The sequence below is a fragment of the Sphaerisporangium sp. NPDC051017 genome (assembly GCF_040683095.1).
GTDB lineage: Bacteria > Actinomycetota > Actinomycetes > Streptosporangiales > Streptosporangiaceae > Sphaerisporangium.
The window spans coordinates 1-24,099 of record NZ_JBFBCI010000090.1; the positions used below are offsets into that span (position 1 = coordinate 1).

26 protein-coding genes are annotated in these 24,099 nt (G+C 69.2%); 17 read left to right on the forward strand and 9 right to left on the reverse strand.

Annotated elements, in window-relative coordinates; all coding sequences use genetic code 11:
- The first annotated feature begins 96 nt into the window (after positions 1–96).
- From AB0M95_RS38095 to AB0M95_RS38110, 4 genes are all read left to right on the forward strand, one after another.
- Positions 97–357, forward strand: a complete 261-nt coding sequence (locus AB0M95_RS38095; RefSeq protein ID WP_363775789.1) for an NUDIX domain-containing protein — start codon at positions 97–99, stop codon at positions 355–357.
- Positions 358–401: 44 nt separating this feature from the next.
- Positions 402–1,388, forward strand: a complete 987-nt coding sequence (locus tag AB0M95_RS38100; protein WP_363775729.1) for a hypothetical protein — start codon at positions 402–404, stop codon at positions 1,386–1,388.
- A 690-nt stretch (positions 1,389–2,078) separates the two neighbouring features.
- Complete coding sequence (locus AB0M95_RS38105; protein ID WP_363775732.1) at positions 2,079–2,684, forward strand: SAM-dependent methyltransferase; 606 nt, start codon at positions 2,079–2,081, stop codon at positions 2,682–2,684.
- A gap of 286 nt (positions 2,685–2,970) precedes the next feature.
- A complete protein-coding gene (locus AB0M95_RS38110; protein ID WP_363775735.1) occupies positions 2,971–5,640 on the forward strand; it encodes a penicillin acylase family protein in 2,670 nt (889 codons plus the stop codon).
- 109 nt (positions 5,641–5,749) lie between these two features.
- Here AB0M95_RS38110 and AB0M95_RS38115 read toward each other — a convergent pair whose 3' ends face one another.
- Together AB0M95_RS38115 and AB0M95_RS38120 are read right to left on the reverse strand one after the other, a co-directional pair.
- Positions 5,750–8,134, reverse strand: a complete 2,385-nt coding sequence (locus AB0M95_RS38115; RefSeq protein ID WP_363775738.1) for a helicase-associated domain-containing protein — start codon at positions 8,132–8,134, stop codon at positions 5,750–5,752.
- Positions 8,135–8,284: 150 nt separating this feature from the next.
- Positions 8,285–8,806: an ATP-binding protein gene (locus AB0M95_RS38120; protein ID WP_363775741.1), complete on the reverse strand. Its 522-nt coding sequence runs from the start codon at positions 8,804–8,806 to the stop codon at positions 8,285–8,287.
- 159 nt (positions 8,807–8,965) lie between these two features.
- On the opposite strand from AB0M95_RS38120, the gene AB0M95_RS38125 reads away from it, so the two are divergent.
- From AB0M95_RS38125 to AB0M95_RS38135, 3 genes are all read left to right on the forward strand, one after another.
- The gene (locus AB0M95_RS38125) at positions 8,966–9,832 is read left to right on the forward strand and encodes a helix-turn-helix transcriptional regulator (protein ID WP_363775744.1); all 867 of its coding nucleotides are present in this window, start codon (positions 8,966–8,968) and stop codon (positions 9,830–9,832) included.
- A complete protein-coding gene (locus AB0M95_RS38130; protein WP_114033524.1) occupies positions 9,833–10,069 on the forward strand; it encodes a DUF397 domain-containing protein in 237 nt (78 codons plus the stop codon).
- Between the two features lie 123 nt (positions 10,070–10,192).
- Entirely contained in the window at positions 10,193–10,468 is a 276-nt protein-coding gene (locus AB0M95_RS38135) for a hypothetical protein (RefSeq protein WP_358525258.1), read from the forward strand.
- A 24-nt stretch (positions 10,469–10,492) separates the two neighbouring features.
- On the opposite strand, the gene AB0M95_RS38140 is transcribed toward AB0M95_RS38135, so the two are convergent.
- On the reverse strand, positions 10,493–11,089 hold the full coding sequence (locus tag AB0M95_RS38140) for a histidine phosphatase family protein (RefSeq protein WP_363775749.1): 597 nt from the start codon (positions 11,087–11,089) through the stop codon (positions 10,493–10,495).
- A gap of 110 nt (positions 11,090–11,199) precedes the next feature.
- Between AB0M95_RS38140 and AB0M95_RS38145 the strand changes: the two genes are divergently transcribed.
- On the forward strand, positions 11,200–11,838 hold the full coding sequence (locus tag AB0M95_RS38145; protein ID WP_363775752.1) for a TetR family transcriptional regulator: 639 nt from the start codon (positions 11,200–11,202) through the stop codon (positions 11,836–11,838).
- 59 nt (positions 11,839–11,897) lie between these two features.
- Positions 11,898–12,914, forward strand: coding sequence for a hypothetical protein (locus AB0M95_RS38150; RefSeq protein WP_363775755.1), 1,017 nt, complete (start codon positions 11,898–11,900; stop codon positions 12,912–12,914).
- Here the strand turns inward: AB0M95_RS38150 and AB0M95_RS38155 are convergent.
- From AB0M95_RS38155 to AB0M95_RS38175, 5 genes are all read right to left on the reverse strand, one after another.
- The gene (locus AB0M95_RS38155; RefSeq protein WP_363775758.1) at positions 12,911–14,317 is read right to left on the reverse strand and encodes an ATP-binding protein; all 1,407 of its coding nucleotides are present in this window, start codon (positions 14,315–14,317) and stop codon (positions 12,911–12,913) included. The genes AB0M95_RS38150 and AB0M95_RS38155 overlap by 4 nt on opposite strands.
- A gap of 210 nt (positions 14,318–14,527) precedes the next feature.
- Positions 14,528–15,076 (reverse strand): ATP-binding protein, encoded by a 549-nt coding sequence (locus AB0M95_RS38160; RefSeq protein WP_363775761.1) that lies wholly within the window; start codon positions 15,074–15,076, stop codon positions 14,528–14,530.
- A 333-nt stretch (positions 15,077–15,409) separates the two neighbouring features.
- Positions 15,410–15,748: a hypothetical protein gene (locus AB0M95_RS38165; protein WP_363775764.1), complete on the reverse strand. Its 339-nt coding sequence runs from the start codon at positions 15,746–15,748 to the stop codon at positions 15,410–15,412.
- Positions 15,749–16,012: 264 nt separating this feature from the next.
- Positions 16,013–16,432 (reverse strand): ATP-binding protein, encoded by a 420-nt coding sequence (locus AB0M95_RS38170; RefSeq protein ID WP_363775767.1) that lies wholly within the window; start codon positions 16,430–16,432, stop codon positions 16,013–16,015.
- 70 nt (positions 16,433–16,502) lie between these two features.
- Positions 16,503–16,781, reverse strand: coding sequence for a hypothetical protein (locus tag AB0M95_RS38175; protein ID WP_363775770.1), 279 nt, complete (start codon positions 16,779–16,781; stop codon positions 16,503–16,505).
- Between the two features lie 194 nt (positions 16,782–16,975).
- Between AB0M95_RS38175 and AB0M95_RS38180 the strand changes: the two genes are divergently transcribed.
- Positions 16,976–17,854: a helix-turn-helix transcriptional regulator gene (locus AB0M95_RS38180; RefSeq protein ID WP_363775792.1), complete on the forward strand. Its 879-nt coding sequence runs from the start codon at positions 16,976–16,978 to the stop codon at positions 17,852–17,854.
- On the forward strand, positions 17,851–18,066 hold the full coding sequence (locus AB0M95_RS38185) for a DUF397 domain-containing protein (RefSeq protein ID WP_363775772.1): 216 nt from the start codon (positions 17,851–17,853) through the stop codon (positions 18,064–18,066). The genes AB0M95_RS38180 and AB0M95_RS38185 overlap by 4 nt, the downstream gene beginning before the upstream one ends.
- Before the next feature lie 46 nt (positions 18,067–18,112).
- On the opposite strand, the gene AB0M95_RS38190 is transcribed toward AB0M95_RS38185, so the two are convergent.
- Complete coding sequence (locus AB0M95_RS38190; RefSeq protein WP_363775775.1) at positions 18,113–18,349, reverse strand: hypothetical protein; 237 nt, start codon at positions 18,347–18,349, stop codon at positions 18,113–18,115.
- A 210-nt stretch (positions 18,350–18,559) separates the two neighbouring features.
- Here AB0M95_RS38190 and AB0M95_RS38195 point away from each other — a divergent pair, with 210 nt between their 5' ends.
- From AB0M95_RS38195 to AB0M95_RS38220, 6 genes are all read left to right on the forward strand, one after another.
- Positions 18,560–20,197 carry an ABC transporter substrate-binding protein gene (locus AB0M95_RS38195; RefSeq protein ID WP_363775777.1) on the forward strand — a complete coding sequence of 546 codons (1,638 nt, stop codon included), beginning with the start codon at positions 18,560–18,562 and terminating at the stop codon, positions 20,195–20,197.
- Positions 20,198–20,208: 11 nt separating this feature from the next.
- The gene (locus tag AB0M95_RS38200; RefSeq protein ID WP_363775780.1) at positions 20,209–21,156 is read left to right on the forward strand and encodes an ABC transporter permease; all 948 of its coding nucleotides are present in this window, start codon (positions 20,209–20,211) and stop codon (positions 21,154–21,156) included.
- Positions 21,138–22,028, forward strand: a complete 891-nt coding sequence (locus AB0M95_RS38205; RefSeq protein WP_363775783.1) for an ABC transporter permease — start codon at positions 21,138–21,140, stop codon at positions 22,026–22,028. The genes AB0M95_RS38200 and AB0M95_RS38205 overlap by 19 nt, the downstream gene beginning before the upstream one ends.
- A complete protein-coding gene (locus AB0M95_RS38210) occupies positions 22,025–22,996 on the forward strand; it encodes an ABC transporter ATP-binding protein (RefSeq protein ID WP_358525303.1) in 972 nt (323 codons plus the stop codon). Before AB0M95_RS38205 ends, AB0M95_RS38210 begins: the two co-directional genes overlap by 4 nt.
- On the forward strand, positions 22,993–23,793 hold the full coding sequence (locus AB0M95_RS38215) for an ATP-binding cassette domain-containing protein (protein WP_363775786.1): 801 nt from the start codon (positions 22,993–22,995) through the stop codon (positions 23,791–23,793). Before AB0M95_RS38210 ends, AB0M95_RS38215 begins: the two co-directional genes overlap by 4 nt.
- A 160-nt stretch (positions 23,794–23,953) precedes the next feature.
- Positions 23,954–24,099: helix-turn-helix domain-containing protein (locus tag AB0M95_RS38220; protein WP_363775795.1), on the forward strand; the 146-nt coding region annotated here is incomplete at its 3' end.

Sequence of the window (24,099 nt, forward strand, 5' to 3'; positions counted from 1 at the left end):
GCCATTCGAGGCTCTCGATGAGTACGCAGAGCTTCAGCTGGCCTCGTAAAGTACAATCACAAATTCCGCTGTCCGGAATGATCTCGGCCCCTCACGATCAAGGGCGAAAGGTTCGAGGACACCATTGTCCGCGAAGTGCGCGAAGAAACCGGCCTACACGTCCAGGTGGGCGACCTCGCGCATCTCAAAAGCGGCTACAAGCTGCGGTTGGAGGTGGCCTATGAGGCCACGTTCGTCGGGGGCACGGTCAAAACGGATTCCTTTGAAATCCTGGAGGCTAAGTGGTTCGCACCAAGCGACCTTCCGGAAGGGGTACAGGAGTCGCATCGGCTTCTGATCCTCGGCAAGGGCGATTAGTCAGCCTGGCGGGCGGCCTGGCATTGCTCGCTCCAAACGAGCATGTGGACGGCAGCGCGGCAGAACAGGCAACCGTGTACGAGCGGCTCGCGAGCCTGCGCGCCACAGCGGCTCTAGATCGGACCCATCCCGAACTCGTCGTGTCACTCCTGCCATGGGTGCTGAGCCTGGATGATTCGGGGCGGCTGATGGAGATCTTCGCCTGCGGCGTCGATCTCTTGGCGGGCCGGTACGCGGCACTTGGGCTTGGGGATGTACTGCCTACCGATCGCGTCTGGGTAGGGGTGCGGTCATCGTCGGGAGGGTGGGGCGGCTTCCACTATCCCAATCAGGGTTACCGTCACCTGCAAATGGGCGCGATCATCACCCGATATGGTGACCTCGGCTCCGACTCGGCGACCTCGCCGGATCTGGTCGCGCTCGATCTGCTCCGCTCCTACGCGCATGACTGCCTGCACTACGGCACTTACCGGCAATACCGGTTGTGGGATGCGGAGATCGCTCGGACCCGGTACGGCATCAACGCTCGTAGCCGGGATGGCCGCACCTACTCGGCTCCTGATGCGGACGGCACACGTTCTGCTCGCAATCTCGGGATTGTCATGGAAGGTGCGACAGATCAGGAAGCCAAGCGCATAACCCGTCAAGCAGCTAAGCGGGTCGGTGTCGTTACACCGGAATATGGGCCGGACTGGTACGCCTTCCGGGATGTGACCGGCCGTCTGTCCTCGGCTGATCTAGTGGCCCTGCACGACCGCAGCATCCGGTCCAGACTCGCGCAGGGTACCGTGGCGGACGCGTACTTAGCACGTATGGGGTCCTACGCGCGTGACATCGGAAGCCGGTACACCACGTTTCTCCGTGAGATCGGAAGAGGTGCGAGCGATGACCTGCACACCGTCATCGTCCGGGCCATGGTCAGCGGTTCGCTCGTAAGTCTGTCTGGCTCGATCAGCGGCACGGAACGGGGGCGTTCGCCTCACTGTTCCGCGCGACGTCCTACCAGGGCGAAGAACCCGGTAGCTCGGTGAACCCCTGAACCTGAGCTTCCCGCCGTGCGATGGTCGAATGGCTTCCGGGCACCTAGGAGGGCCTTCATGCCGACGAACTTGGGCGGGGGGAGTTTCGGCAGTGTACGGGTCGCTGCGCGTCCTGGGTCATGGGTGCGGGAGCGGTGGGGCCGGCGGAATGCCGTAGGCACCCCGTAGGGGCGACCGTGAGGGAGTTCGGCCGGCGCCACTGCGGGGGAGGGTTGATCGTGGTCGTTCCGCGGCTACTGCCTGTAGGTCTTGAGTCTGGATCGTGCGGAGTGCTGGCGGCCGGTGCTTCGGCCGGGACCGGCCGCCAGGCCGCATGCCCGGCCGAAGGGCACAAGGCCGCCGGGCGGCGCGTCAGCGCCGCCCCTTGACCCAGTAAAGAAACTTTGGACCACTCATGCCGATCGCGTCGGGTCTGGGCCTGTTGGGCTCGATCCTGACGACGCACCCGGGATGCGGGCGGCGGCGCGCGCGCCGTCGCGCTTGATACTTATAAGCTCAATTCGGCAATGTGACCCGTTGTTGGCGAGTGCCAAGAGGGCTGTCGTTTCTTTCGGCAACTGCTGGCGGTGTGCGGGCGGCTGGCTGCGTCGTCTGGTCGTCTGGGTGGCGCTGGGTGGGCGTCGTGGGGGCGGCTGATTGCAAGGACACCGGCCGCCACCGGGTAACGGCGAGGACGACAGCGTGGCAACACCAGCCCGCAACATCGGGATGGGCCTGCCCAGCCAGTTCAACACCCATGAGATCGCCGGGTCGCTGACGCGCGAGGCCCGCGCGGTCTATGTGTCGCGCGACCCGGTCGTGCTCTCGCACTCGCGGGCGCTGCTCGCCACCGACTCCCGCACGGGGGTCGTCGAGGGCGACATCCTGCACCCCGCCGAGCTGGTCGCCGACCCGGTGGTGCGCCGCGTCATCGACGCGGACCGTCCTGTGGCGATCGTGACGCTCGGCATCCTGCAGTTCACCCCGGACTCCGAGGACCCGTTCAAGCGGGTCGCCGAGCTGCGCGACTGGATGCCGGTGGGCGGCCACCTGGTCGTCGCGCACGCCGTGACCGACTCCCGTCCCGAGTCCGCGCAGCCGGTCGTGGACGTCTACAAGCGGGTCGTCGACCGCACCGAGGACGCCTCCCGCACGCGCGAGCAGGTGCTCGGCTTCTTCGAGGGGTTCCGGATGGTCGAGCCGGGGCTCGTCTACCTGCGGCAGTGGCGTCCGGTCAACCCGCTGGCCGTCCACCGTCCCGAGTCGATCTGGATGGTCGGCGGCATCGGCCGCAAGGACGAGGCCTGACCCGAACCACCGTGCCGGAGGCGCGGCCATGAACAGGGTCGGGGCGCGGCGGTGTTCTGGAGGAGGAGGGAGGAAGGGGGTGAGGAACGAGCCCCCTTCCGAGTGACGACGGAAGAACATCGCCTGAAGTGCGCCCCGAACCGCCGTGCCGGAGGCGCGGCCATGAACAGGGTCGGGGCGCGGCGGTGTCCGGAGGGTGTCCGAACAGCCGCCACATGGTGATCGGCTGACGATCGCGGACGGCATACAGTGATGCGCACATGTGTCATGAAAGGTCCGTGACGTCGTGATAAGCCCCTTCGCCAGGCTCCCCGGTCCGCTTCGCTGGGGGGCTCGCGTCCTCACCGCCGTCCTGGTCTTGGCGCTGGTCGCCGGCGCCGCGCTGACCTGGACCGTCCGCCGGTCCTTCCCGCAGGTGGACGGCGAGCTGCGCCTCCCTGGCCTGAGCGCCCCGGTGACCGTCGTGCGCGACCGGTACGGGATCCCCCAGATCTACGCGGACGACCCCAAGGACCTGTTCACCGCGCAGGGGTACGTCCACGCCCAGGACCGCTTCTGGGAGATGGACTTCCGCCGCAAGACCACTGCCGGCCGGCTGTCGGAGCTGTTCGGCGCCTCCACCCTGGAGATCGACAAGGTGGTGCGCACGCTCGGCTGGCGGCGCACGGCCGAGCGCGAGGTGGCCCTGCTGGACGCGCCCAGTCGCGAGGCGTTCACCGCGTACGCGGCGGGCGTCAACGCGTGGATGGCCGCGAACCAGGGATTCGCGGACAGGAGCCTGGAGTACGCCGTCCTCAAGCTGACCAACGGCGCGTACACCCCCGAACCGTGGACCCCGGCGGACTCGCTGGCCTGGCTGAAGGCGATGGCCTGGGACCTGCGCTCCAACATGGACGCCGAGCTGGAGCGGGCGCTGGACTCCTCGGTCCTGCCGCCGGACCGGGTGCGGCAGCTCTTCCCGGACTACCCGTTCGACCGGCACCGTCCGATCGTCACGGCGGGGGCCGTCCGGGACGGCGCCTTCGACCCCGCCGCGCCCACCTCAGGGACGGACGCGACCGCCAAGCCCGCGACCGATTCAGCCAACCCCGTGGGCCGGTCCGCCGCACGAGCGGGCGCCGAGCGCTCCGCCGGGACGGCCGCGGACCCCGCGACGGCCGGAGCGCTCGCCGGGGCGGCGCGGACGCTCGCCGCGCTGCCCTCCCCGCTGGGCACGGACGGCTCCGACCGGGCGGGGATCGGCTCCAACTCCTGGGTCGTGTCCGGCGCGCACACCGACACCGGCAAGCCGCTGCTGGCCAACGACCCGCACCTCGGGCCACGCATCCCGTCCATCTGGTACCAGGCGGGGCTGCACTGCCGGGCGAAGTCGGCGGCGTGCCCGTACGACGTCGTGGGGTACACCTTCTCCGGCCTGCCGGGCGTGGTGATCGGCCACAACGACCGGGTGGCCTGGGGGTTCACCAACCTCGGCCCCGACATCGCCGACCTGTACGCCGAGCGGACGCGCGGGAACGTCTACAAGGTCAAGAAGCGGTGGGTCCCGATGGAGACCCGCACCGAGCAGATCAAGGTCGCCGGTCGCGCGCCCGAGCCGCTGGTCGTCCGCGCGACCGCGCACGGCCCGATCGTGTCGGGGGTGCTGGGCTCCGCGCGGGACGCGCTGCCCGGCGCCGCCGCGCACGCGGGGGAGAAGGTGGGGACGCCCGAGAACGGCAGGGCGCCGGCCGGTGAGTACGACGTGGAGATCGCGTTGCGGTGGACCGCGCTCGACCCGGGCCGCACGGCCAACGCCCTCCTGCTGCTGGGTACGGCGTCGGACTTCGAGGAGTTCAGGAAGGCGGCCTCGTTCTTCGAGGCCCCCGCCCAGAACATGATTTATGCCGACGTAGACGGCAATATCGGCTACCAGGCGCCCGGGCGCATCCCCGTCAGGACGAAGGGCGACGGCACCTGGCCGAGCAAGGGCTGGACCGGCGACGAGGAATGGTCGGGGTTCATCCCCTTCGACGAGCTTCCCAAGGCTTACAACCCGCCCGAGGGCTTCATCGCCACGGCCAACAACGCCGCGATCGGCCCCGGCTACGGCCGCCTCCTGACCGCCGACTGGGCGTACGGCTACCGCTCCCAGCGCATCGCCGACCGGCTCCAGCGGGCCATCGGCGAGGGGAAGATCACCGCCGCCGCGATGGCGGACATCCAGATGGACTCGCTCAACACCATCGCCGCCACGCTCGTCCCGTACCTGGTCAAGGCGGGCGCGGGCGTCCCCGAGGCGCGGCTGCTGACCGGCTGGGACTACACCCAGGGACGCGACAGCGCCCCCGCCGCGTACTTCAACGCGGTCTGGCGCGACCTGCTCCACCGGACGTTCGACGACGAACTGCCCGAGGCCGGGCGCGCGGGCGGCGGCGACCGCTGGTACGAGGTCGTGCGCGCCCTGCTGCCCGAGCCGTCCGACCCGTGGTGGGACGACGCGCGCACCAAGGACAAGGTGGAGACCAGGGACGAGACGCTGGCGGCGGCGATGACCGACGCGGCGAAGGAACTGCGGGACCGGCTGGGTGACACGCCGGAGGACTGGCGCTGGGGCGACCTGCACACCCTGGAGCTGACCAACGAGACGTTCGGCACCTCGGGCATCGGCCCGATCGAGTGGCTGTTCAACCGGGGGCCGCTGAGGCTCGCCGGCGGCCAGGACGCCGTGGACGCCACCGGCTGGGACGCCGTCGCCGGGTACGAGGTGGACTGGGTGCCGTCCATGCGCATGGTCGTGGACCTGGCCGACCTCGACCGCTCCCGCTGGGTCAACCTGACCGGCGCGTCCGGGCACGCCTTCCATCCCAACTACGCCGACCAGGCCGGCCTGTGGGCCGACGGCCGCATGACGCCGATGCGCCAGACCGAGCGTGCCGTCCACGCGGACGCCGCCGACACGCTCACCCTCGTGCCGTGAGGATCGTGAGCCGGCGACGCCGGACCGCCGGGGACGGTGGAGGCGCCGTCCCCGGGCGCTCGTGTGATCGTCGAAACCGGACCCATGCCCCGAGGAACGGCGGAGTCGTTCAGCCGCTGGTCACGGACGCGATGTCGGCCAGCGGGAACTCCAGGTAGTCGCCCGCCTCCTCGCACCAGGCGTCCAGCACGCCGCGCCGCAGCTCGCCATGGCTGACCGTCGCGGTGAGACCGTCGGACAGCGTGATGAGGGCCCGCACACCCCGGTCGACGACGAAGCCGAGCAGGGACTGCTGCGCGGTCGGCAGGCGGGTGGCCAGGCGGCCGATCACCGCCCACGTCTGCCCTGCCTGGCGCTGCTCGTCGGTCGTTCGCACCAGCCGCTTGGCGTGCTCGCGCGGGTCGGGCGGCGGGTCGGCGATGAACGGCGGCGGCTCCTCCAGCTCCGCCACCCGGCCGCCGGGCAGCAGGATGAGCCGCCCGCCCTGCGGCTCGCGCCGGACCGCGATCTCGCCGGTGTCGTCCACGGGCACCGGCGCGTACCCGGCGTCGCGCAGCGCGGCCAGCGTGCGGTCGGCGGGGGCTGCGCCGGCCAGGACGGTGGGCGCGAGCAGCCGCAGCCCGAGCCGTGACAGGCGGCGGTGCGCGGCGATCTCGGCGAGCAGCGCGGGGTCCGAGCCCTGGATGATGCAGCCGACCGTCGTGACCGTGACCTCGCCGTACCGCCGGGCGACGTCCTTCACCAGGTACGCCAGCGGCTGCGGGATCGTCCCGGCCGCGCGCAGGTCCTCCAGCAGGGACTCGGCGGAGTACCCGGCGTCCAGGGCCCTGCGGACGCTGGCGGCCGAGAACCGCCACACCGAGGCCACGCCCTGGGACTCGCGGTCGGCGGCGCGGTCGAGCAGCCCGGCCAGCTCGGCGGCGGGCGGGCCGGTGACCACGGCCGTCAGGTCGGCCCCGAACAGCGCGGTGCGCTGCGCCCCGGCCAGGGCGTGCACCGACGCCTCGACCAGGGCCGGGTCGCGTTCGATCTGCGGGGCGGACTCGTCCTGCTCGTCCCCGGCGGCCACGGCCGAGCCGAGGGCGGCCAGCGCGCGGCCGAGCGCCGTCAGGCCGTCGGAGGCGACCAGCCCGAGCAGCCGCGCCTCGTCCAGCACGGCCGGGCAGCAGTCGGCCAGCAGCGCGCGGTCGAGCAGCGGGGCGCGCCAGTGCACGGCCTGCACGAGCTCGGGGACGCTCGCCACCGCGGCGTCCTCGGGCAGGGTCGCCAGCGTGGCCAGCACCGCCCGGCGGATGCGGGCGACGGTCTCCCCGGCCGGGTCGTCGTCCAGGACGGTCGCGTACCTGCCGGCGGTGCGGCGCAGCGACGTGCGTTCCATGCGCCACCAGGCGGCCAGCAGCACCCGCAGTCGCGCGGGCGCGTCCTCCAGGCGCCAGGCGTCGAACCGCTTGGTCGGCACCAGGCCGCCCGCGGCGTCGTCCCAGGCCAGCAGCCGGGCGACCGCGCAGACCTCCAGCAGCAGCCGGGTCTCCTCCTCGGTGCAGCCGGTCTCCTTGACGACGCGGCGCACCTCGCGCACCCCGACGCCGCCGCTCTTGAGCAGGGGGAGCGGGGTCTTGTCGGTGTTCTCCAGCAGCGCGGCGGCGCGGTCGACGGCGTGCGGCGCGGCCAGGCACATGGCGTGGTCGACGGCTTCGGCGTCCGCGGGCACGGTGCCGAGGTCGGGCGGCTCGGGGGTGAACGGCGCGCGGTAGTCGGGGCCGCGCAGGGCCAGCGCGACCTCGCGGGGCATCTCGGCGATGTCCCACTGCGGGCGGAAGATCAGGCCCCGGTCGACGGCCCACTGCTCGGGGGTGCCGGGGGTGACGAAGCGGTTGCCGTCGACGCCGCGCACCGGCCCGTCCCAGGCGAACTCGTCCAGCAGGCTGACCGTGCCGTCGGGCGCGTCACGCAGCAGGGCGGACACGCGGTCGGCGTCGGTGAGGACGGCGGTGACGCGGGCCAGGAGCTGCCGCCTGCCGCCCTGCGCGGGCAGCCCGAGGGCGCGGCTCATGCGGCGCAGCGCCTCGGCGTTGACCGTCCAGGACTCCAGGTAGGAGGCGAGGGGCTCGCCGAGCCCGCACGGGGCGGCCCACCAGCGGGCGACGGCGGGGGCGAGGTGGAGCCGGCCGTCGCGCCCCGGCCAGGCGAGCGCGCGGTCGTACAGGCCGTCCAGCCACGGGACGACCTCGGCGGTGGTGACGCCGAGGAACCGGGCCAGCTCGTCGGCGGTGGCCCGCTCGCCGATGACCAGGCACGCCTGCAGGATCTCCAGCGGAGGCAGCGGCAGGCCGCGCATGACCTCCATGACGGCGAAGTCGTCGCCCAGGCGGCGGGCGAGCGTGTCGAGGCGGCGGGGCCACGGCGCGGCGATGGCGTCCGGGCGGCCCGTCAGGACGCGCGCGAGCCGGTCTTCGTCGAGGGTGGTCAACCAGTCGAGCAGGTGATCGTCCATCACAGCTCTTTCAAGGTCTCGCGGGAGTCACCAGGAGGCCACCGTAATGCAACGCACCCGCCTCACGGGATCGACGTAGCAGAATAGAACCGGAACCTGTGAGTTCCGTAACCACCGCCCGGCCGCCGGCGCGGCTCTCGGGCCGGGGTGTCAGCTTTTGAGCACCGCCCAGACGACCTTGCCGGACGGCAGCAGCGGGTTCCAGCCCCAGCACAGGCTCATCGACTCGACGATGTGCAGGCCCATGCCTCCAGGTTCGAGCGGCGAGGGGTCGCGCATGACGGGTGCGGCCGAGCCCGGGTCGGCGAACGCGCAGGTCACCAGCGAGTCGCGGCGGATCATCGACATGCGGATCGGCTCGGCGGCGCTGCGCCGGACGTCGCGCGGGTCTAACACGAGGCCGTGCCGCAGGGCGTTCGTGGCCAGCTCGGAGATCACCAGCTCCATGTCCTCGGCCAGATCGCGCATGCCCCAGGCGAACAGGCTCCCCGACGCGAAGCTGCGCGCCGCGTGCACCGACTCGGCCCGGGGTGCGAGCACGAACGTGGCGCTGCGGGTCGCGGCTTCGGGGGAGGTGAGGTCGCGTGCGGGCAAGGGCCACCAGCCGACGGGAGGCCACCAATCGAAGGCCGACCACTGGTAGCGCCCACGCGTCAGGTCCGTGGAGTGCACGAGATCATGATGAGGCAAACCCGTGTGCAGGTGCAAGGGCGGATGCACGTGCAGAGGGGACGTGCAAGCGCTACGGTTAGCCTTGGGAGTGAAACCGAAGGGGGACCACACGCGCGATCTTTGACAGACTGTGAATCAGTCCACAACCGGAGGAAGCACGTGTCCATCGATCCGCCTGGTTCCGGCTCAACGGTTCGGCGCATTATGTTGGGCGCCAGCTTACGCAGGCTGCGTGAAGAGCGTGGGCTGACTCGTGAGGTGGCGGGTTTTCACATCCGCGCATCCGAGTCGAAGATCAGCCGCATGGAGCTCGGACGGGTCGGGTTCAAGACGCGTGACGTCGAGGACCTGCTCACGCTGTACGGCGTCGACGATGACGCCGATCGCCGTGGGCTGCTGGAAATGGTCCGTGAGGCGAACACGCCCGGTTGGTGGCACAAATACAGTGACCTGCTCCCCACATGGTTCTCGACGTACGTCGGCCTCGAAGAGGCTGCCTCGGTGATCCGCACCTACGAGGTGCAGTTCATCCCGGGTCTTCTCCAGACGCAGGCGTACGCGCGGACGGTGATCCGGCTCGGGTATCCGGACGTGCCAGAGGAGGAGATCGAGCGTCGTGTGCATCTGCGCATGCAACGGCAGGAGCGTCTCATCCGCAAGGAAGGACCGAAACTCTGGGCCGTGATCGACGAGGCCGCACTGCGGCGGCCCATCGGCGGCAAGGAGATCATGTACGAGCAATTGAAGCACCTGATGGCGGTCGCCAGTCTGCCCACCATCACCTTGCAGGTGATGCCGTTCCAGTTCGGCATGCACGCGGCCGAAGGCGGAGCGTTCACCATCCTGCGTTTTCCGGAGTCCGACCTTTCGGACGTGGTCTACGTCGAGCAGCTGTGGGGTGCCCTTTACCTGGACAAACGTGAGGACATCGATCCGTACCTCACAGCCATGGAACAGCTGTGCATCGAGAGCACAACTCCCGGGGGCACCGTCGAGATCCTCGGCGACATACTCAGAGAGATCTAGATGAACCAGCCGTACAACGGAATGCCGGCCACGAGCCTCACCGGCGTGGCGTGGCGCAAGAGTGTTCACAGCAACTCGCAGGGTAACTGCGTCGAGCTGGCCAAGCTCCCCGATGGGGGCGTCGCCGTCAGGAACAGCCGGTTCCCCGACGGCCCGGCCCTCATCTACACCCGTGACGAGATCCGGGCCCTGGTGCTCGGCGTCAAGGACGGCGAGTTCGACAATCTGGTCGCGTAACACCCTGTTCACATATCGCGAGTCCGGTTAACCGGAGAGCGCGCATCGCGTAACCGGGATCGTTCGCCGATCCGGCACACTGGATGTGTTCCACTTCCTTCAGAGGTTCTGTGGGGGCACCTGATGCTGGACCAGATGACGCTCTACCCGGTGGCCGATGACGTGCTGTTCGCACCGGGGGGCCGCGTCGTGATCCGTACGTACGGCGTCGCGTCCGCGGCCTCCACCGAGGAGGACGGCTCCCGGCCCGTCTCCTACCGCACCTGGGTGACCGGCGTCAGGGACCAGCCCCGATACTGGCGCTGGGGCCACTTCGAGGACGCCCGCCGCGGCCATCGCAAGGTCCTGGAATGGCTCACCGGACGCGGCCCGCAGCCCCCGGCCGTCGTCACCGGCTGAGCCCGCCAGAGCCGGCTGGATCCGCTAGATCGGTCCTGTCGAGACCGGAGCGTTCCAGCGCGCGACGGCGTGCTCCTCGCGCTCGAAACCGAGCACCGACACCGTGCCGGTGTCCAGCTTGAAGTGGCGCCCCTCCTCGGGAGGCAGGCCCAGCCAGCGGGCCGTGAGCACGCGCAGGAAGTGGCCGTGCGCGACGAGCGCCACCTTGCCCTCCACCTGCAGCACGCGGGCGATCACCTTGTCGGCGCGCTCGGCGACCCGCTCCACGCTCTCGCCCGGGTGCGCGGCGTCCCCGGGAACGACGCCGTCACGCCACAGGTACCACCCGGGGCGGTCGTTCCTGATGTCGGGCGTGCTGATGCCCTCGTAGCCGCCGTAATCCCATTCCCACAGGTCCGGGTCGACCTCGTGGCGCGTCAGCCCGGCCAGTTCGGCGGTGCGCCGGGCCCGGCCCGCCGGGCTGACCAGGACCAGCGCGAAGTCCTCGCCGCGGAGCACGGAGGCCAGCGCGCGGGCCTGCTCCTCGCCCTTGGGGGTCAGCGGGATGTCCGTGCGCCCGGTGTGCCGGCCGTCCCGGCTCCACTCGGTCTCGCCGTGCCGCAGCAATATCAGTTCGTCCATAGGGCTCCATCATCCACCGGCCCCGTCCCGTCCCGGGATGCGCGCGGGCCGTAAAACCTGAACCCGGTTAATCATTGAACCCGGTACGCGAATCGGGTAGCGTCAGGGCCATGGCGGACGGACCGGGACTGCGGGAACGCAAGAAGCAGCGGACGAAGGAGACGATCCGGCAGGCCGCCATGCGCCTGTTCATGGAGCGCGGGTTCGACGGCGTCACCGTGGCCGAGGTCGCCGAGGCCGCCGAGGTGGCCAAGGTGACGCTGTTCAAGTACTTCCCGACCAAGGAGTCGCTCGTCCTGGAGGCCGCCGCCGACGACGGCCCCGCGCCGATCGTGGCGGCCCGGCCCCCCGGCACGACGCCGGTCGGCGCCCTGCGCGCCCACTACCGGGCGTTCGCCGCCGCCCCCGGCTCCTACCCGACCCTGGGCTCCGAGGACGAGGTGATCCGGTGGATGCGGGTGATCAGCGACAGCCCCGTCCTCATGGCCGGCATGCACCGCCTCCTGGACGAGCAGCGCGACGAGCTGGCCCTCGTCCTCGCCGCCGAGCGCGGCTGTGAGCCCGGCGACCTGACGCCCTCCCTGGTGGCCGCGCAGATCACCGGCACCGTCCTGATGCTGAAGGCCGGGTTCTTCGAGTTCCTGGTCCGCGGCGGTTCCATGGCGGACGCCGGCGCGTACCTCGCGCGCAACGTCGAGCACGCCTTCGACCTGCTCGAGAACGGCATCGGCCACCTCTACCCCCGCTGACGCCCCCGCCGGGTACGAGACCCGCGGCGCCGGCGTCGGCCGAGCGAAGGATTTTTCCCATGCGTGCACGAGGCATCAACTACGACACCGGCTTCCTCCCCGGCGGGACGATCTCCCGTGAGGAGTTCGACCCCGAGACCGTCCGGCGCGAGATGCGCGTCATCGCCGAGGACCTGCACTGCGACGCCGTCCGGATCTCCGGCGGCCTGCCCGAGCGCATCGAGACCGCCGCGCGGTTCGCCGCCGAGGCCGGGCTGGAGGTCTGGTTCGCACCGTTCCCGTGTGAGATGACCGCGGCCGAGATGCTCCCGTACTTCGCCGACTGCGCCGAGCGGGCCGAGAAGGTGCGGGCGGACGGCGCCGAGGTCGTGCTCGTGCTCGGGTGCGAGATCAGCCTGTTCGCGTCCGGATGGATCCCCGGCGAGACCTACAAGGAGCGCATCGCCTTCTTCAGCGAGATCCCGAGGAAGCCGTGGCGGCTGCTCCGGCTCGTCCGGGCGCCCGGCCGCGTGAACGCCTTCCTTACCGAGGCCGCGGCCCTGGCCCGCCGGCACTTCCAGGGGCGCGTCACCTACGCCTCCGGGCCCTGGGAGCAGGTCGACTGGACCCCGTTCGACCTGGTGTCCATCGACAGCTACCGCGACCGGAACACCGCCGGCTCCTACGTCCGCTCGCTGCGCAAGCACTTCCGCCACGGTAAGCCCGTCGTTGTCACCGAGTTCGGCACCTGCGCCTACGAGGGCGCCGCCGAGCGCGGCGGCATGGCGTGGGCCATCGTCGACCGCTCGGCCGAGCCGCACCGCCTCACGGGCGACTTCCGGCGGGACGAGGCCGAGCAGGTCGCCTGCCTGCGCGAAATGCTGGCGATCTTCGAGGAGCAGGGGGTGGACAGCGCGTTCTGGTTCACCTTCGCGTCCTACGGCTCCCCGCACCGCGACGACCCCCGGTACGACCTGGACATGGCGTCCTACGGCGTGGTTAAGGTGCTGGAGGACCGCAAGGGCACCACCTACCCGGACATGAGCTGGGAGCCCAAGGAGGTCTTCCACGCCATGGCCGACGCCTACCGCGCCTAACCCGTCCGGTCGTTGACCGTGATGCGCGGCGCCGAGATCGGCTCGGCCTTCTTGAGCGGCAGGCGCAGGACGAAACGGGCGCCCCGCGGCGAGTCGGTGACATGCAGCGACCCGTGGTGGGCCCCGGCGACCGCGCGGCAGATGGCCAGGCCGAGACCGCTGCCCCCGGGGTCGCGGCGGCGGCCGTCCTCCAGGCGGACGAACGGTTCGAAGACCCGCTCGCGGTCCTCGGGCGCGATGCCGTCGCCGTCGTCGGTCACCGTCAGTACGGCCTCGTCGCCGTCCCTGCTCGTGGTGACCTCGACCCGGCCGGCGGCGTGCCGCTGGGCGTTGACCAGCAGGTTGTTGAGCACGCCGATGATCTGGATGCGGTTCGCCGTGATCCGGATGTCCCCGGAGGTGCGCACATGCACGGGCGGGCCGTGGACGCGGGCGGCCACCTCTTCCCTGACCAGCTCGTTCAGGTCGATCTCCTCGGGGGCCGCGGGCGCGGTGGTCCGCACGCGGGCGAACGTCAGGACGTCGTCGATGATCGCCTGAAGCCGCTGGGTGGTCGACAGCGCCGCCTCGAACGTCTCCTCGGGCCGGACGCTGCCGGGGTACATCAGCGCCTCCTCGAGCTGCGTGTGCAGCCCCGCGACGGGGGAGCGCAGCTCGTGGGACACCACCGACGCGAAGTGGCGCTGCTGCTCCACCGCCAGCTCCAACCGGGCGAGCGTCTCGTTCGAGGTGCGGGCGAGCTGGGCGATCTCGTCGTGTCCGGGCGGCTCCGGCACGCGCTTGCTCAGGTCGCTGACGGTGATCTCGGCCGTACGGGCGCGGATCGCCGCGACCGGGCGCAGCGTCCGTCCCACCAGCCACCAGGTCGCCCACGCGGCCAGGGCGGCGGCCAGCAGCGCGCCCGCCGCCGTGATGAGCTCCAGGTAGTGACGGGCGAGCAGGACGGGCTCGGGGCGTCCGGCGTAGACGTAGTGCGGCTCGCCTCCCCACAGCACGCGCGTCGCGAGAGAGGGGAGCCGCACGGCGGTGACCAGGACGCAGCCGCCGTCCGGCGCGCACGACGTCACGTCGTTGAACCGGTTGTTCTCCGGAGGCCGCAGGTGGCTCAGCGGAGGCAGGCCCGAGGCCGCCGGGCTGGCCACTACGACGCGGCCATGGGAGTCCACGAGTTGGAGGAGCTTGACGCCCCTCATGGGGTTCGGCGGCGGCGGGTCGGCGGGGTCGAGCGAGCCGGCCCAGTCGGTCGCCGCGTTCAACGTGTCCCGGAAGCTGTGGTCCAGCATCTTGGTCCGGATATTGGCCGCGAGGACGGCTCCGAGCAGCGAGAAGACGATCAGCGCTGCGATTGCCGCGCCCAGCGTGAAGCGTCCTCGGATGGACTGCGGACGTAGATGGACTGCCAAACTCTCTCCCCGGGAAGCCGTGGCTTTGGGGCCGCCCTCCTCATCAGAGTTGTCGTTGCACGACCATTAAAGTCGACTTCTTGGTAAAATTGGGATGCGAGATATGATCAGTCGTGAATGTAGGCGAATTCATGACTTTCGCCCTACTCGCGCTTTGCATTCCGGCTAACAGCGTCCATGATCGGCGCGACCCGCCCGCCGCGTCCCCGGCTATTCGCCGTGGCGGTCGTGCTCGTCGTGGACGGCGCACTTCTTGCGGAACCAGACGGTCTTGGCCGTGCCGTCCGAGGCTGGGAGGACGCCCCACTCGTCGGACAGGGCCTCCACGATGGTGAGGCCGCGCCCGTGCTCCGCGTCGTCGTCCTCGGCGTCCTGTGGTGCCCCTGCCGCGTCCTGTGGGCCCTCTGTGCCTTTTGCGCCCTCAGCGCCCTGTACGGCGTCCTGTACGCGGTTCTGTGTGCGCTTGACGGGCCTGCGCCGGAGCCGCGGACGGCCCTCGCCGTGGTCGGTCACCTCGGCGCACAGCGTGTCGTCGGCCACCCGGACGGTCAGCCGGATCGGCGGCAGCCCGTAGAGGACGGCGTTGCTGAGCACCTCGGAGGCGGCCAGCACGATGTCGTCCGTGAGTTCGTCGCCCGGGTCGCCGAGGTCCCAGTCGGTGAGGGTGCGCCGAAGCCTGCCGCGGACATCGGCGAGCATGGCGGGGTCCATGGGGATGTCCCAGCACACGGTATGGGGACCGTCCGGTGTGCCGATCATGAGAGTCCTTGTCTGGGTGCGGATGGCCTGTCGCTACTTGTGCGGGCGGTGAGGGACCTCACCGCCCGCACAAGTAGCCCGCGCCGTCTATGACCCGGAAGACCCTACTCTGTCCGCGTTTGTGCTGTTAGGGCGGGTGGGGGGTTGCATGGGGATTGATGTGGAAACGCGACAGATCATCGAGCGCGCGGGTGCGCGCGGCGGCCGGCGCGATGCGCTGGACCGGCCTGGGCGACTACACCCAGATCTGCACACCCTGACGACACGCGCCTGCCTCCGGCGTCGCCTCGCCGTGGTCGGGCGGGTGACGCCGGAGGCAGGGGAAGGGGTGGATCAGGCCGAGTACCTGCAGATCAGAGACTGGCTGGGGCCCTGGGCGTGGCTGATGTAGGTGTAGCCGGGCATGTAGTACTGGCACGCGGCGGAGGGGCTCCCGCTGCCCACGTAGGCCACGCCGGTGCCGTTGCTGCGGTAGCAGCCCAGCGACCCGTTGTAGAAGCCGACGATGGACCTGATGTCGACCTGGGCCGCGCAGTACTCGCCGAGCGAGAGCGGGCTGTCCACGATTTCGATGACGGCCGAGGAACGGGCCTGGGCGGGCGCGGTGAAGGCGGCGAGGCCGCCGAGGCAGGCGAGCACGGCGATGGCGAGCGCGACGACACGACGGGGCATGGGGACCTCCAGGATCCGGGAAGGGGTCGGACGATGCCGGGACGGCGGCCGGCAGAGCATGGCGGAGCGCGCGTCGCCGGGCGGGATGGTGCTCTACGCGAGGGGGTCACGCTGTGCTGATCGCAGTATTAAATAGGAAACCTTCCTGTGCAATAGCCGAGTCATGGGTTTCGTGCGAGCCTTCTCGTTGTGAAGCGGCTGGTCAGGAGGAGTGTGAGGCGGATGCCTGTATGCCTTACCCCTCCCCGGTACCAGGTCGCACCGCTAGTTGCCTTGATGTGGGCATTTCTTGCGGAACCAGATGGTTTTGGCCCGTCCGTCGAAAGCCGACTGGACGCCCCATTCGTCGCAGAGGGCTTCCACGATGGTGAGTCCCCGGCCGTGCTCGGCGTCGTCGTCCTCGCCGCGACACTCAGGGAGGCCCGCGCCGTGGTCGGTGACCTCGGCGCACAGTGTCTCTCCTGACATCCGAAGCGTGAGGCGGATCGGGGGACGCCCATAGATCACGGCGTTGCTCAGCACTTCGGTGGCGGCGAGCACGATGTCGTCGGCCAGGTCGTTCCCGCCGGGGAGATCCCAGTTCGCGAGGACTTCGTGCAGCCGGGTTCGCACGTCTCTGAGGACGATGGGATCTGTGGGAATGTCCCAGCACACGACGCGGTCGCCGTACGGAGTGCCGATCATTCTTGTCCTTGTCTGCGCCGTTCATGGCCCCTGAAGGTCATACTTTGTTCTTGATGGTGTGCGGTGGGCGTTAAGTCGCACTAGAACGGGCGTACAGCGTCGGGTTCGACTCGACCTCGCGCATCTGCCGCCGGAGATCGGTGAGCACGGGAGACTCCACGAGCAGCGGCTCGGCCGTACGCCAGTTCGGGATCGCGTAGTACCGGCGGCTCCAGACCCCGTAGAGGATCGTCCAGGCGGGCTCGCAGCCGTCCAGCAGCCTCGCGGCCGCCCGCGCCTCCGGGTCCCAGTCTCTGCGCCGCACCGCCTGCCCGTCGGCCTGCCCTCTGCCATGCCGTCCTGTTCGCATGATCCGCCTTCCTGGCGCCGAAGCCCTGCTCCCATGGCGGCCTGGAGTGACGGGGGAACGCGTCCGCCGTGACGTGGTGCCGCGTTCTCAGATTGCCTACTCAACGTCATTCCGCGTAACCGAACGTAATGACACTGTGCCGACAAAAGGCTGTCCGGATCGTGTCTGGATTCACGTCTCCTTTGCCGCGGCGCATGTGTAACACTGCCTCGAACACGCGTTTTCCATGGTTCGGGGAGGGTCTTGTGGGGCGGGAGCGGAACCTCGATCCGAATACGAGTCCGCGCGCGTTCTTCGGCAGCGAGTTGCGTCGCTGCCGAAAGAGGATCGGACTTTCCCAGCCTCAGCTCAGCGAACGAACCACGTACAGTCCGGACATGATCGGAAAAATAGAGCGCGGCGAGCGGCCACCGTCGCCCGAATTCGTCCGGCAGTGCGATGAGATCTTCGGGGAAGACGGTCACTTCGACCGCCTTTACCAGTTCATGCTCCGCACGCCCGGCCCGGCATGGTTCGCCCGCTGGCTGGAAGAGATCGAACCCCGAGCCACGGTCCTCCGCACGTGGGACCCTCTCCTGGTCCCCGGACTCCTGCAGACGGAACCATACGCTCGGTGTGTCATCAGCGGAGAACCTAGGATCAGCGATGACGAGGTGGAGGAACGGGTTCAAGCGCGCATGCGGCGCAAGCTGATTCTCGAGTCGGAGGACATGCCCTCCGTCTTCGTTCTGATGGATGAAGGAGTGCTACGCCGTCCTATAGGCACGCACGCGGTGATGTGCGAGCAGATCCGGTATCTTCTCGACATGGCGCGGCGTCCGAACGTGACCATGCAGATCGTTCCCTATGGCACCAGCAGTACCGCAGGACTTTTGAGTGCCTTCATTATCGCCGAACTTCCAGACGCGCCCGACACCGTCTATGTGGAGTCGTCCGGTGCTGGTGAGGTAACAGCCGATCATAGCTTGGTGGTGTCCATTTGGCGTCGGTACGACATAATACGTGCGGATGCGTTTCCGAAGGTCGCATCGCTTGAGATGATCAAGAATTCGATGGAGCAATGGACCACATGAACTGGAGTGACGTGGAGCTGTCGCAAGCAGCATGGAGAAAGAGCACCCGCAGTGGCTCCAGTGGAGGCGGATGCGTGGAGGTGGCGACGAACCTGCCGGGGGTGACCGCTGTCCGGGACAGCAAGAACCCCGATGGGCCCGTGCTGCTGTTCGTGCCGGGTGAGTGGGGTGCGTTCCTCAACGGCATCCGAAGCGGTGACCTGACCGCCTGACAGGGTGCGAGTCGGCGGGCCGATGATCAAGGGATGAGGGTCGGAATCACCCCTCCGTCGCCGCGCAGGCGCCGCCCGTGGTCGCGGAGGACGCCTCCGAGCTCAGGTACACCACCAGGTCGGCGATCTCTTCCGGGCGGATGAGCCTGCCGAGCAGGGAGGTCGGGCGTTCCTCGGTGATGAAGCGCCGCTCGGCCTCCTCGAACGGGACGTCCTCACCCATCAGGCTGGTGATGAACTGCTCGACGCCCGGGGTCAGCGTGTGCCCGGCCTCAGCCGCCAAAACCCGGTGCTCTCGCTCGATCGATTCGCTGGCCTCGACCTCGTGGCGACCTCGCCGTCGAGGGTGCGCGCCCTGAGGTCACCGGCGTGGGCTGCAACGACGGTGCCACCGTCGTTGCAGCCCACGCGGCGCAGGTCTCGCGCCGGGTTGGTTGTACCTACGCTCCCGGGAATCACGACCACCACCTCAATCCAGAGCGAGGTAAAGCGGATGGGTAGCGAGATATCCATGAACGCGATCCGCTGGCCACTGGTCGCTGCCGTTGCAGCGGTCGCACTCCTGGCGCTCCCAGCATGCAGTGGCAGCTCGGACTCCGACAACGCAGCTCCGCCGAAGGCGGTCGAACTGACCACCGAGGTCGCGAAGCCTTCCGGGCCCGTCGACTCGATCACCTGGAACCTTAGCGGCGAGCCGAACACCCTCGACCCCGCCAAGCAGTTCGCCAACGTCACCGCCGTGGTGGGCAACCTTTGCGAAGGTCTCATGCGCTTCGGAAAGGACTACGGCCTCCAGTCCGCGCTGGCCGAGAAGGTGACTCAGCCCGACGACAAGACGTGGGTCTTCGACCTTCGGGCCAACGTGACCTTCTGGGACGGGCAGCCGGTCACCCCAGAAGACGTCGTGTTCTCGGTCGAGCGGACCATCGCGCCGGCGACCGCATCCTCGTGGGCGGCGGCCTACCAGAACCTGCGGTCCGTCGGCAAGACCGGGCCGCACCAGGTCACCTTCCGGTTCCGCGAACCGGACTCGATGTTCCGGTGGTTCCAGGCGAGCCCGAGCACCTACGTCACCGAGAAGCGCTTCACCGAGCGCGCAGGTAAGGAGTACGGCTCGGCGACCGGCGGCATCATGTGCACGGGCCCGTACAAGGTCGGCGCCTGGCGAAGCGGCCAGGACATCACAGTGGTGGCCAACGACCGGTACTGGGGGGAGCAGCCGCTGGTGAAGTCGGCGAGGTTCACCTTCGACAGCGACCCCGCCTCTCGGACCGCCGCGCTGCTGCGCGGCGACGTCGACGGCGCCTTCGACAACCCGGTCTCCGCGCTCGCGAAGCTGAAGAGCTCCGGGGAGGGCGACCTCCTGTTCGGGAAGAGCCTGGCGCCGGTGTTCCTGTCGACGTTCGTGAACGACCCCGGCATCACGCATCAGAACGTCCGTAAGGCGCTCGCGAAGCTGGTCGACTACGCGGGCATCGCCCAGAGCGTCTACGGCGGTGCCGCGATCCCGATCAAGCAACTCACCCCGGAGGCGACGTGGGGCTATTCCACGAGCATCTTCAAGTCGGCCTACGACGCGCTCCCGGAGCCGAAGCAGGACCTCGACGAGGCCAAGCGGCTCGTCAAGGAAGCCGGTGATGTCCCGCCGTTGACCATCGCCTACGACTCTTCGGCCCAGGAATCCAAGATCGCGCTGTCGCTGCAGTCCACGGCCAAGCAGGTGGGCCTGAGGATCAACCTCAAGGCGCTGTCCTCGACCGACTTCCTCAAGATCTTCTACGACCCGAAGATCCGCGAGGGTCTCAGCGGCTACATCCTGAGCGGCTCACTCTCCTTCCCCGAGCCGTTGGAGTACGACGAGTTCGCCACCACCGGTAGCTATTACAACTACGCGGGCTACCACAATGCCCAGTACGACGCGCTCCTCAAGCGCGCACGCACCACCCTGGACGACGACAAGCGCGCCGAGCTGATCGTCCAGGCCGAGAAGCTCCGCGACCAGGACGGCTACAACGTTCCCATCGTCAGCCCCTACCTCAACGTCTTCGTGAACAAGCGCCTCACCGGCCTGGCGCCCGCGTCGTACAACCGCGCGACGCCCTGGCTGACCAAGCTCGGCGCAGCCGGGTAGAGGAGTCGCACGTGCTGCTCTTCGCCGGAAAGCGGTTGGCGTCACTGGTGTTGACCATGTTCGTCAGCTCGATCGTGATCTTCGGTTCGCTGTACTTGGTGCCGGGCGACCCAGCCGTGTACCTGGCCGGCTCCGACAAGGTCACCCCCGAGCAACTCGATGCGCTGCGAGCCGAGTACAACCTCGACGATCCGTTCCTGACCCGGTACGTCGACTGGCTCGGCGGCGTACTGCACGGGAACTTCGGGCAATCCCTGCAATACAAGGAGAGCGTCGGTCACCTGCTTGCCGGCAGAATCCCGACCAGCGGTCTGCTGGTCGCCTACGCGGGCGTGCTGATCCTGGTCGTCGGCCTGACGATGGGGCTGATCGGCGCCCTCAACCGCGGTGCGATCGACCGGGCCGTCCTGGTGATCATCAGTGCGACCATCGCCATGCCGGTCTTCGTCTCAGCCGTACTGCTGCTCACCGTCTTCTCCGTTGAGCTCGGCTGGTTTCCAGCGACGGGTGGGGGAGCAGGGCTGCTCGATCGGCTGTGGCATCTGACGCTCCCGGCGATAGCACTCGCACTGTCGCTATCCGGAGCCGTGGCTCGCGTCGCCCGGGCTTCGTTCGTCGATTCAGTCGACCGAGACCACGTCGCCGTCGCACGGAGTCGTGGCATCCCCGAGCGCCACGTCGTCCGCCGACATGTCGTCAGGAACGCGCTCGGGCCGGTGGCGACGATGGCCGGGCTCGTGATCGCGGGACTGATCGTGACGACCACCATCGTCGAGACCGCGTTCGGACTCAACGGCATCGGCTCGCTGCTGCAGCGTTCGGTGGCCCAGCAGGACTTCCCGGTCGTACAGGCGATCAGTTTGGTCGTAGTCGCGGCGTTCTTAGTCTGCAACACCATCGTCGACCTGCTCTACCCGATCATCGACCCCCGAGTGGCCAGTTGGCGGAGGCCCGCATGAGCGCAGCGTCCACGACGGCAGCGGCATCCAGGTTCCGATTGCGAGCCATCCCGGGGCTCGCCGGGCCTGCCCCCGTGATCGTCTCCGTCACGATCCTGGCCGTCGTCGTCATCGCAGCGGCGATCGCGCCGCTGATCACGACCTTCACCCCCGATCAGGTCGATCTCGCGGCGACCCTGAGGCCACCCGGCACCGCCGGCCACCTCCTCGGCACCGACTCCACCGGCCGGGACATCTTCTCCCGCGTGATCTTCGGTGCGCGGGTGAGCCTGGTGCCGCCCTTGCTGGTCACCGCCCTCGCCAGTGCTATCGGGATCACCCTGGGGGTCGTCTGCGGCTGGTTCGGCGGGATGGTCGATGCGGGCCTGTCGAGGGTCGTCGACTTTCTGTTCGCGTTTCCCGGCCTGCTGGTGGCCATGCTCGCGGTCGCGCTGTTCGGTCGCGGGCTGACCGCGCCCACAGTCGGCCTGATCGTCGCCTTCACTCCGTATGTCGCCAGGCTGGCGCGCAACCTGGTGATCCAGGAGAAGTCCCGTCCCTATGTCGAGGCGTACCGGCAGCAGGGGTTCGGCAACCACACGATCGCGTTCGCGAAGGTACTGCCGAACATCGCGCCCACGCTCCTCGCGCAATGCGCGCTGGGATTCGGCTATGCGCTGGTCGACCTCGCCGCGCTGTCGTACCTCGGCCTGGGGGTTCAGCCACCGACGGCGGACTGGGGCGTGATGGTCGCCGAAGGCCAGGACGCTCTGGTGCAGGGAGTGGCGTTCCCCGTGCTGTTCCCGTGCATCGCCGTCCTACTCGTGGTGGTCGCCGTCAACATCGTCGGCGACTACCTCGGCGACAAGCTGAGCGGGCGGGTGGCGGCGTGACGGGGACCGAGGCGCTGCGGATCGAGTCGTTGAGTGTCGACCTCGGTCGGGGCCGGTCGGGGCGCCCGATCCTCAGCGACGTCAGCATGTACGTCCGCCCGGGGGAGACGGTCGGGTTCGTCGGCGAGTCCGGCTCAGGCAAGTCGGTGACCACCCGCACGGTGCTGGCGATGTTACCGGCGAAAGCCAGTGTTTCCGGGCGCGTGTTGGTCGACGGGGTCGACGTCCTCTCAGCGGACCGGCGCCGCCTACGATCGATTCGCTCAGGCCAGGTCGCGATGATCTTCCAGGACCCGCGCGCCGGCATCAACCCTGTCCGACGCATCCGTGAGTACCTGGCCGAGGGCCTGGTCGCCAGTGGCGGCAGACGGGCGGACGCACTTGCGCGGTGCTCGGCGCTGCTGGAGTCAGTAGGCATCCGAGACCCGGCCAAAGTGCTCGAACAGTTCCCACACCAGCTCTCTGGCGGCATGCTGCAGCGCATCATGATCGCCGGCGCGCTGGCGTCCGAGCCGGCGCTGTTGTTGGCCGACGAGCCGACCACCGCGCTGGACGTGACCACTCAGGCCGAGGTCGTCTCGATCTTGGAGCGGCGTCGTGCCGACGCGGGTGCTGCGATGCTCTTCGTCACCCATGACTTGGATCTGGCCGCGGCGATCTGCGAACGCATCTATGTGATGTACGCCGGCCGCATCGTGGAGCACCAGTCCGCCGCCGACCTGTTCGCGAACCCACGACATCCCTACACGCGAGCGCTGCTCGCCTCGACTCCCCGTCTTGGGGAGAGCCGGCGGATCGAGGCGATCCCCGGGAGACCACTGTCGTTGTCCGAGACGGTCGCAGGATGCGGCTTCGCGCCCCGATGCGCGTTCGCCGGGGATCTCTGCACCCGGGAGGTTCCGGCGTTGCGCCGGATCGGCGGTGCCGAGGTCGCTTGCCTGCGGGCCGAGGAGGTAGCCCCGTCATGACCCATGTTCTTCGGGTTCGCGGCCTGACCAAGGTGTTCGGAGCGAACCGGGCCGTCGGCGAGGTCAGCTTCAACCTGGATGCCGGCGCCTCGCTCGGCATTGTCGGAGAGTCGGGTTCCGGGAAGACCACCCTGGCCCGGATGCTTGTGGGTTTGGAGACACCTACCAGCGGCGAAGTCGCCTTCGACGCCGCCGCCCCGCTCTCTCCGCTCGAACGTGCGCGACAGATCCAGATGGTCTTTCAGGACCCGTATCTGTCCTTGGATCCGCGGCTCTCCGCCAGGCGAGCCATCGACCGGCTGCTGAAGCTGCACGGCCGGCTGTCGAGGGCGCAGCGAGCCACCCGCGTCGAACGACTTCTCGATGAGGTCAACCTCAGCCGTCGTGAGGCCGACGCCTATCCGCGCGAGCTGTCCGGGGGACAACGACAACGCGTGGCGATCGCCAGGGCTCTGGCCGTCGAGCCCCGGGTGCTGGTCTTGGACGAGGCGACCTCGGCCTTGGACGTCTCCGTGCAGGCACAGATCCTGGCGCTGCTCAACCGGATCCGTCGAGAGCAGAACATCGCGTACGTGTTCGTCAGTCACGACCTCGCCGTCGTTCGTGAGGTCTGCGACGAGGTCGTGGTGATGTACCGAGGACAGGCGGTCGAGCGGGGGTCCACCGAGACCACACTGCGGAACCCGCACCACCCCTACTCCCGGCTACTACTCGACTCCGTGCCGCGCCCTGGATGGGAACCGGCGCTGATCGCGGACAAGCGTCGCCGGCTGGAGGAGGAAATCGGCCGTGCCTGAGGAACTCCAGCTCGGGTCATCTTGGCTCCGTGACTGTCGGCATTGACCGGCTAGCGGTCGGGCCGCTTCGCCAGATGCCGGCGTGGTTCGTGGAATCCGGTTCGCGTCCGTCCCGATCGTGCGCCCACGGCTGTGTCGCGGCCTCGCGTCCATGGTGCCCATGCATCGGCGGGTGACCGGTGCCCTCACCCTGCTGGCCGCTGTCGCGGAATCGACCCGGCCGCGGCCGGTATCCGACCTGGCCAGAGAGACGGGAATCGGCGTGTCGACCGTCTCGCGGATCGCGGCCGAACTCGCCTCCTCCGG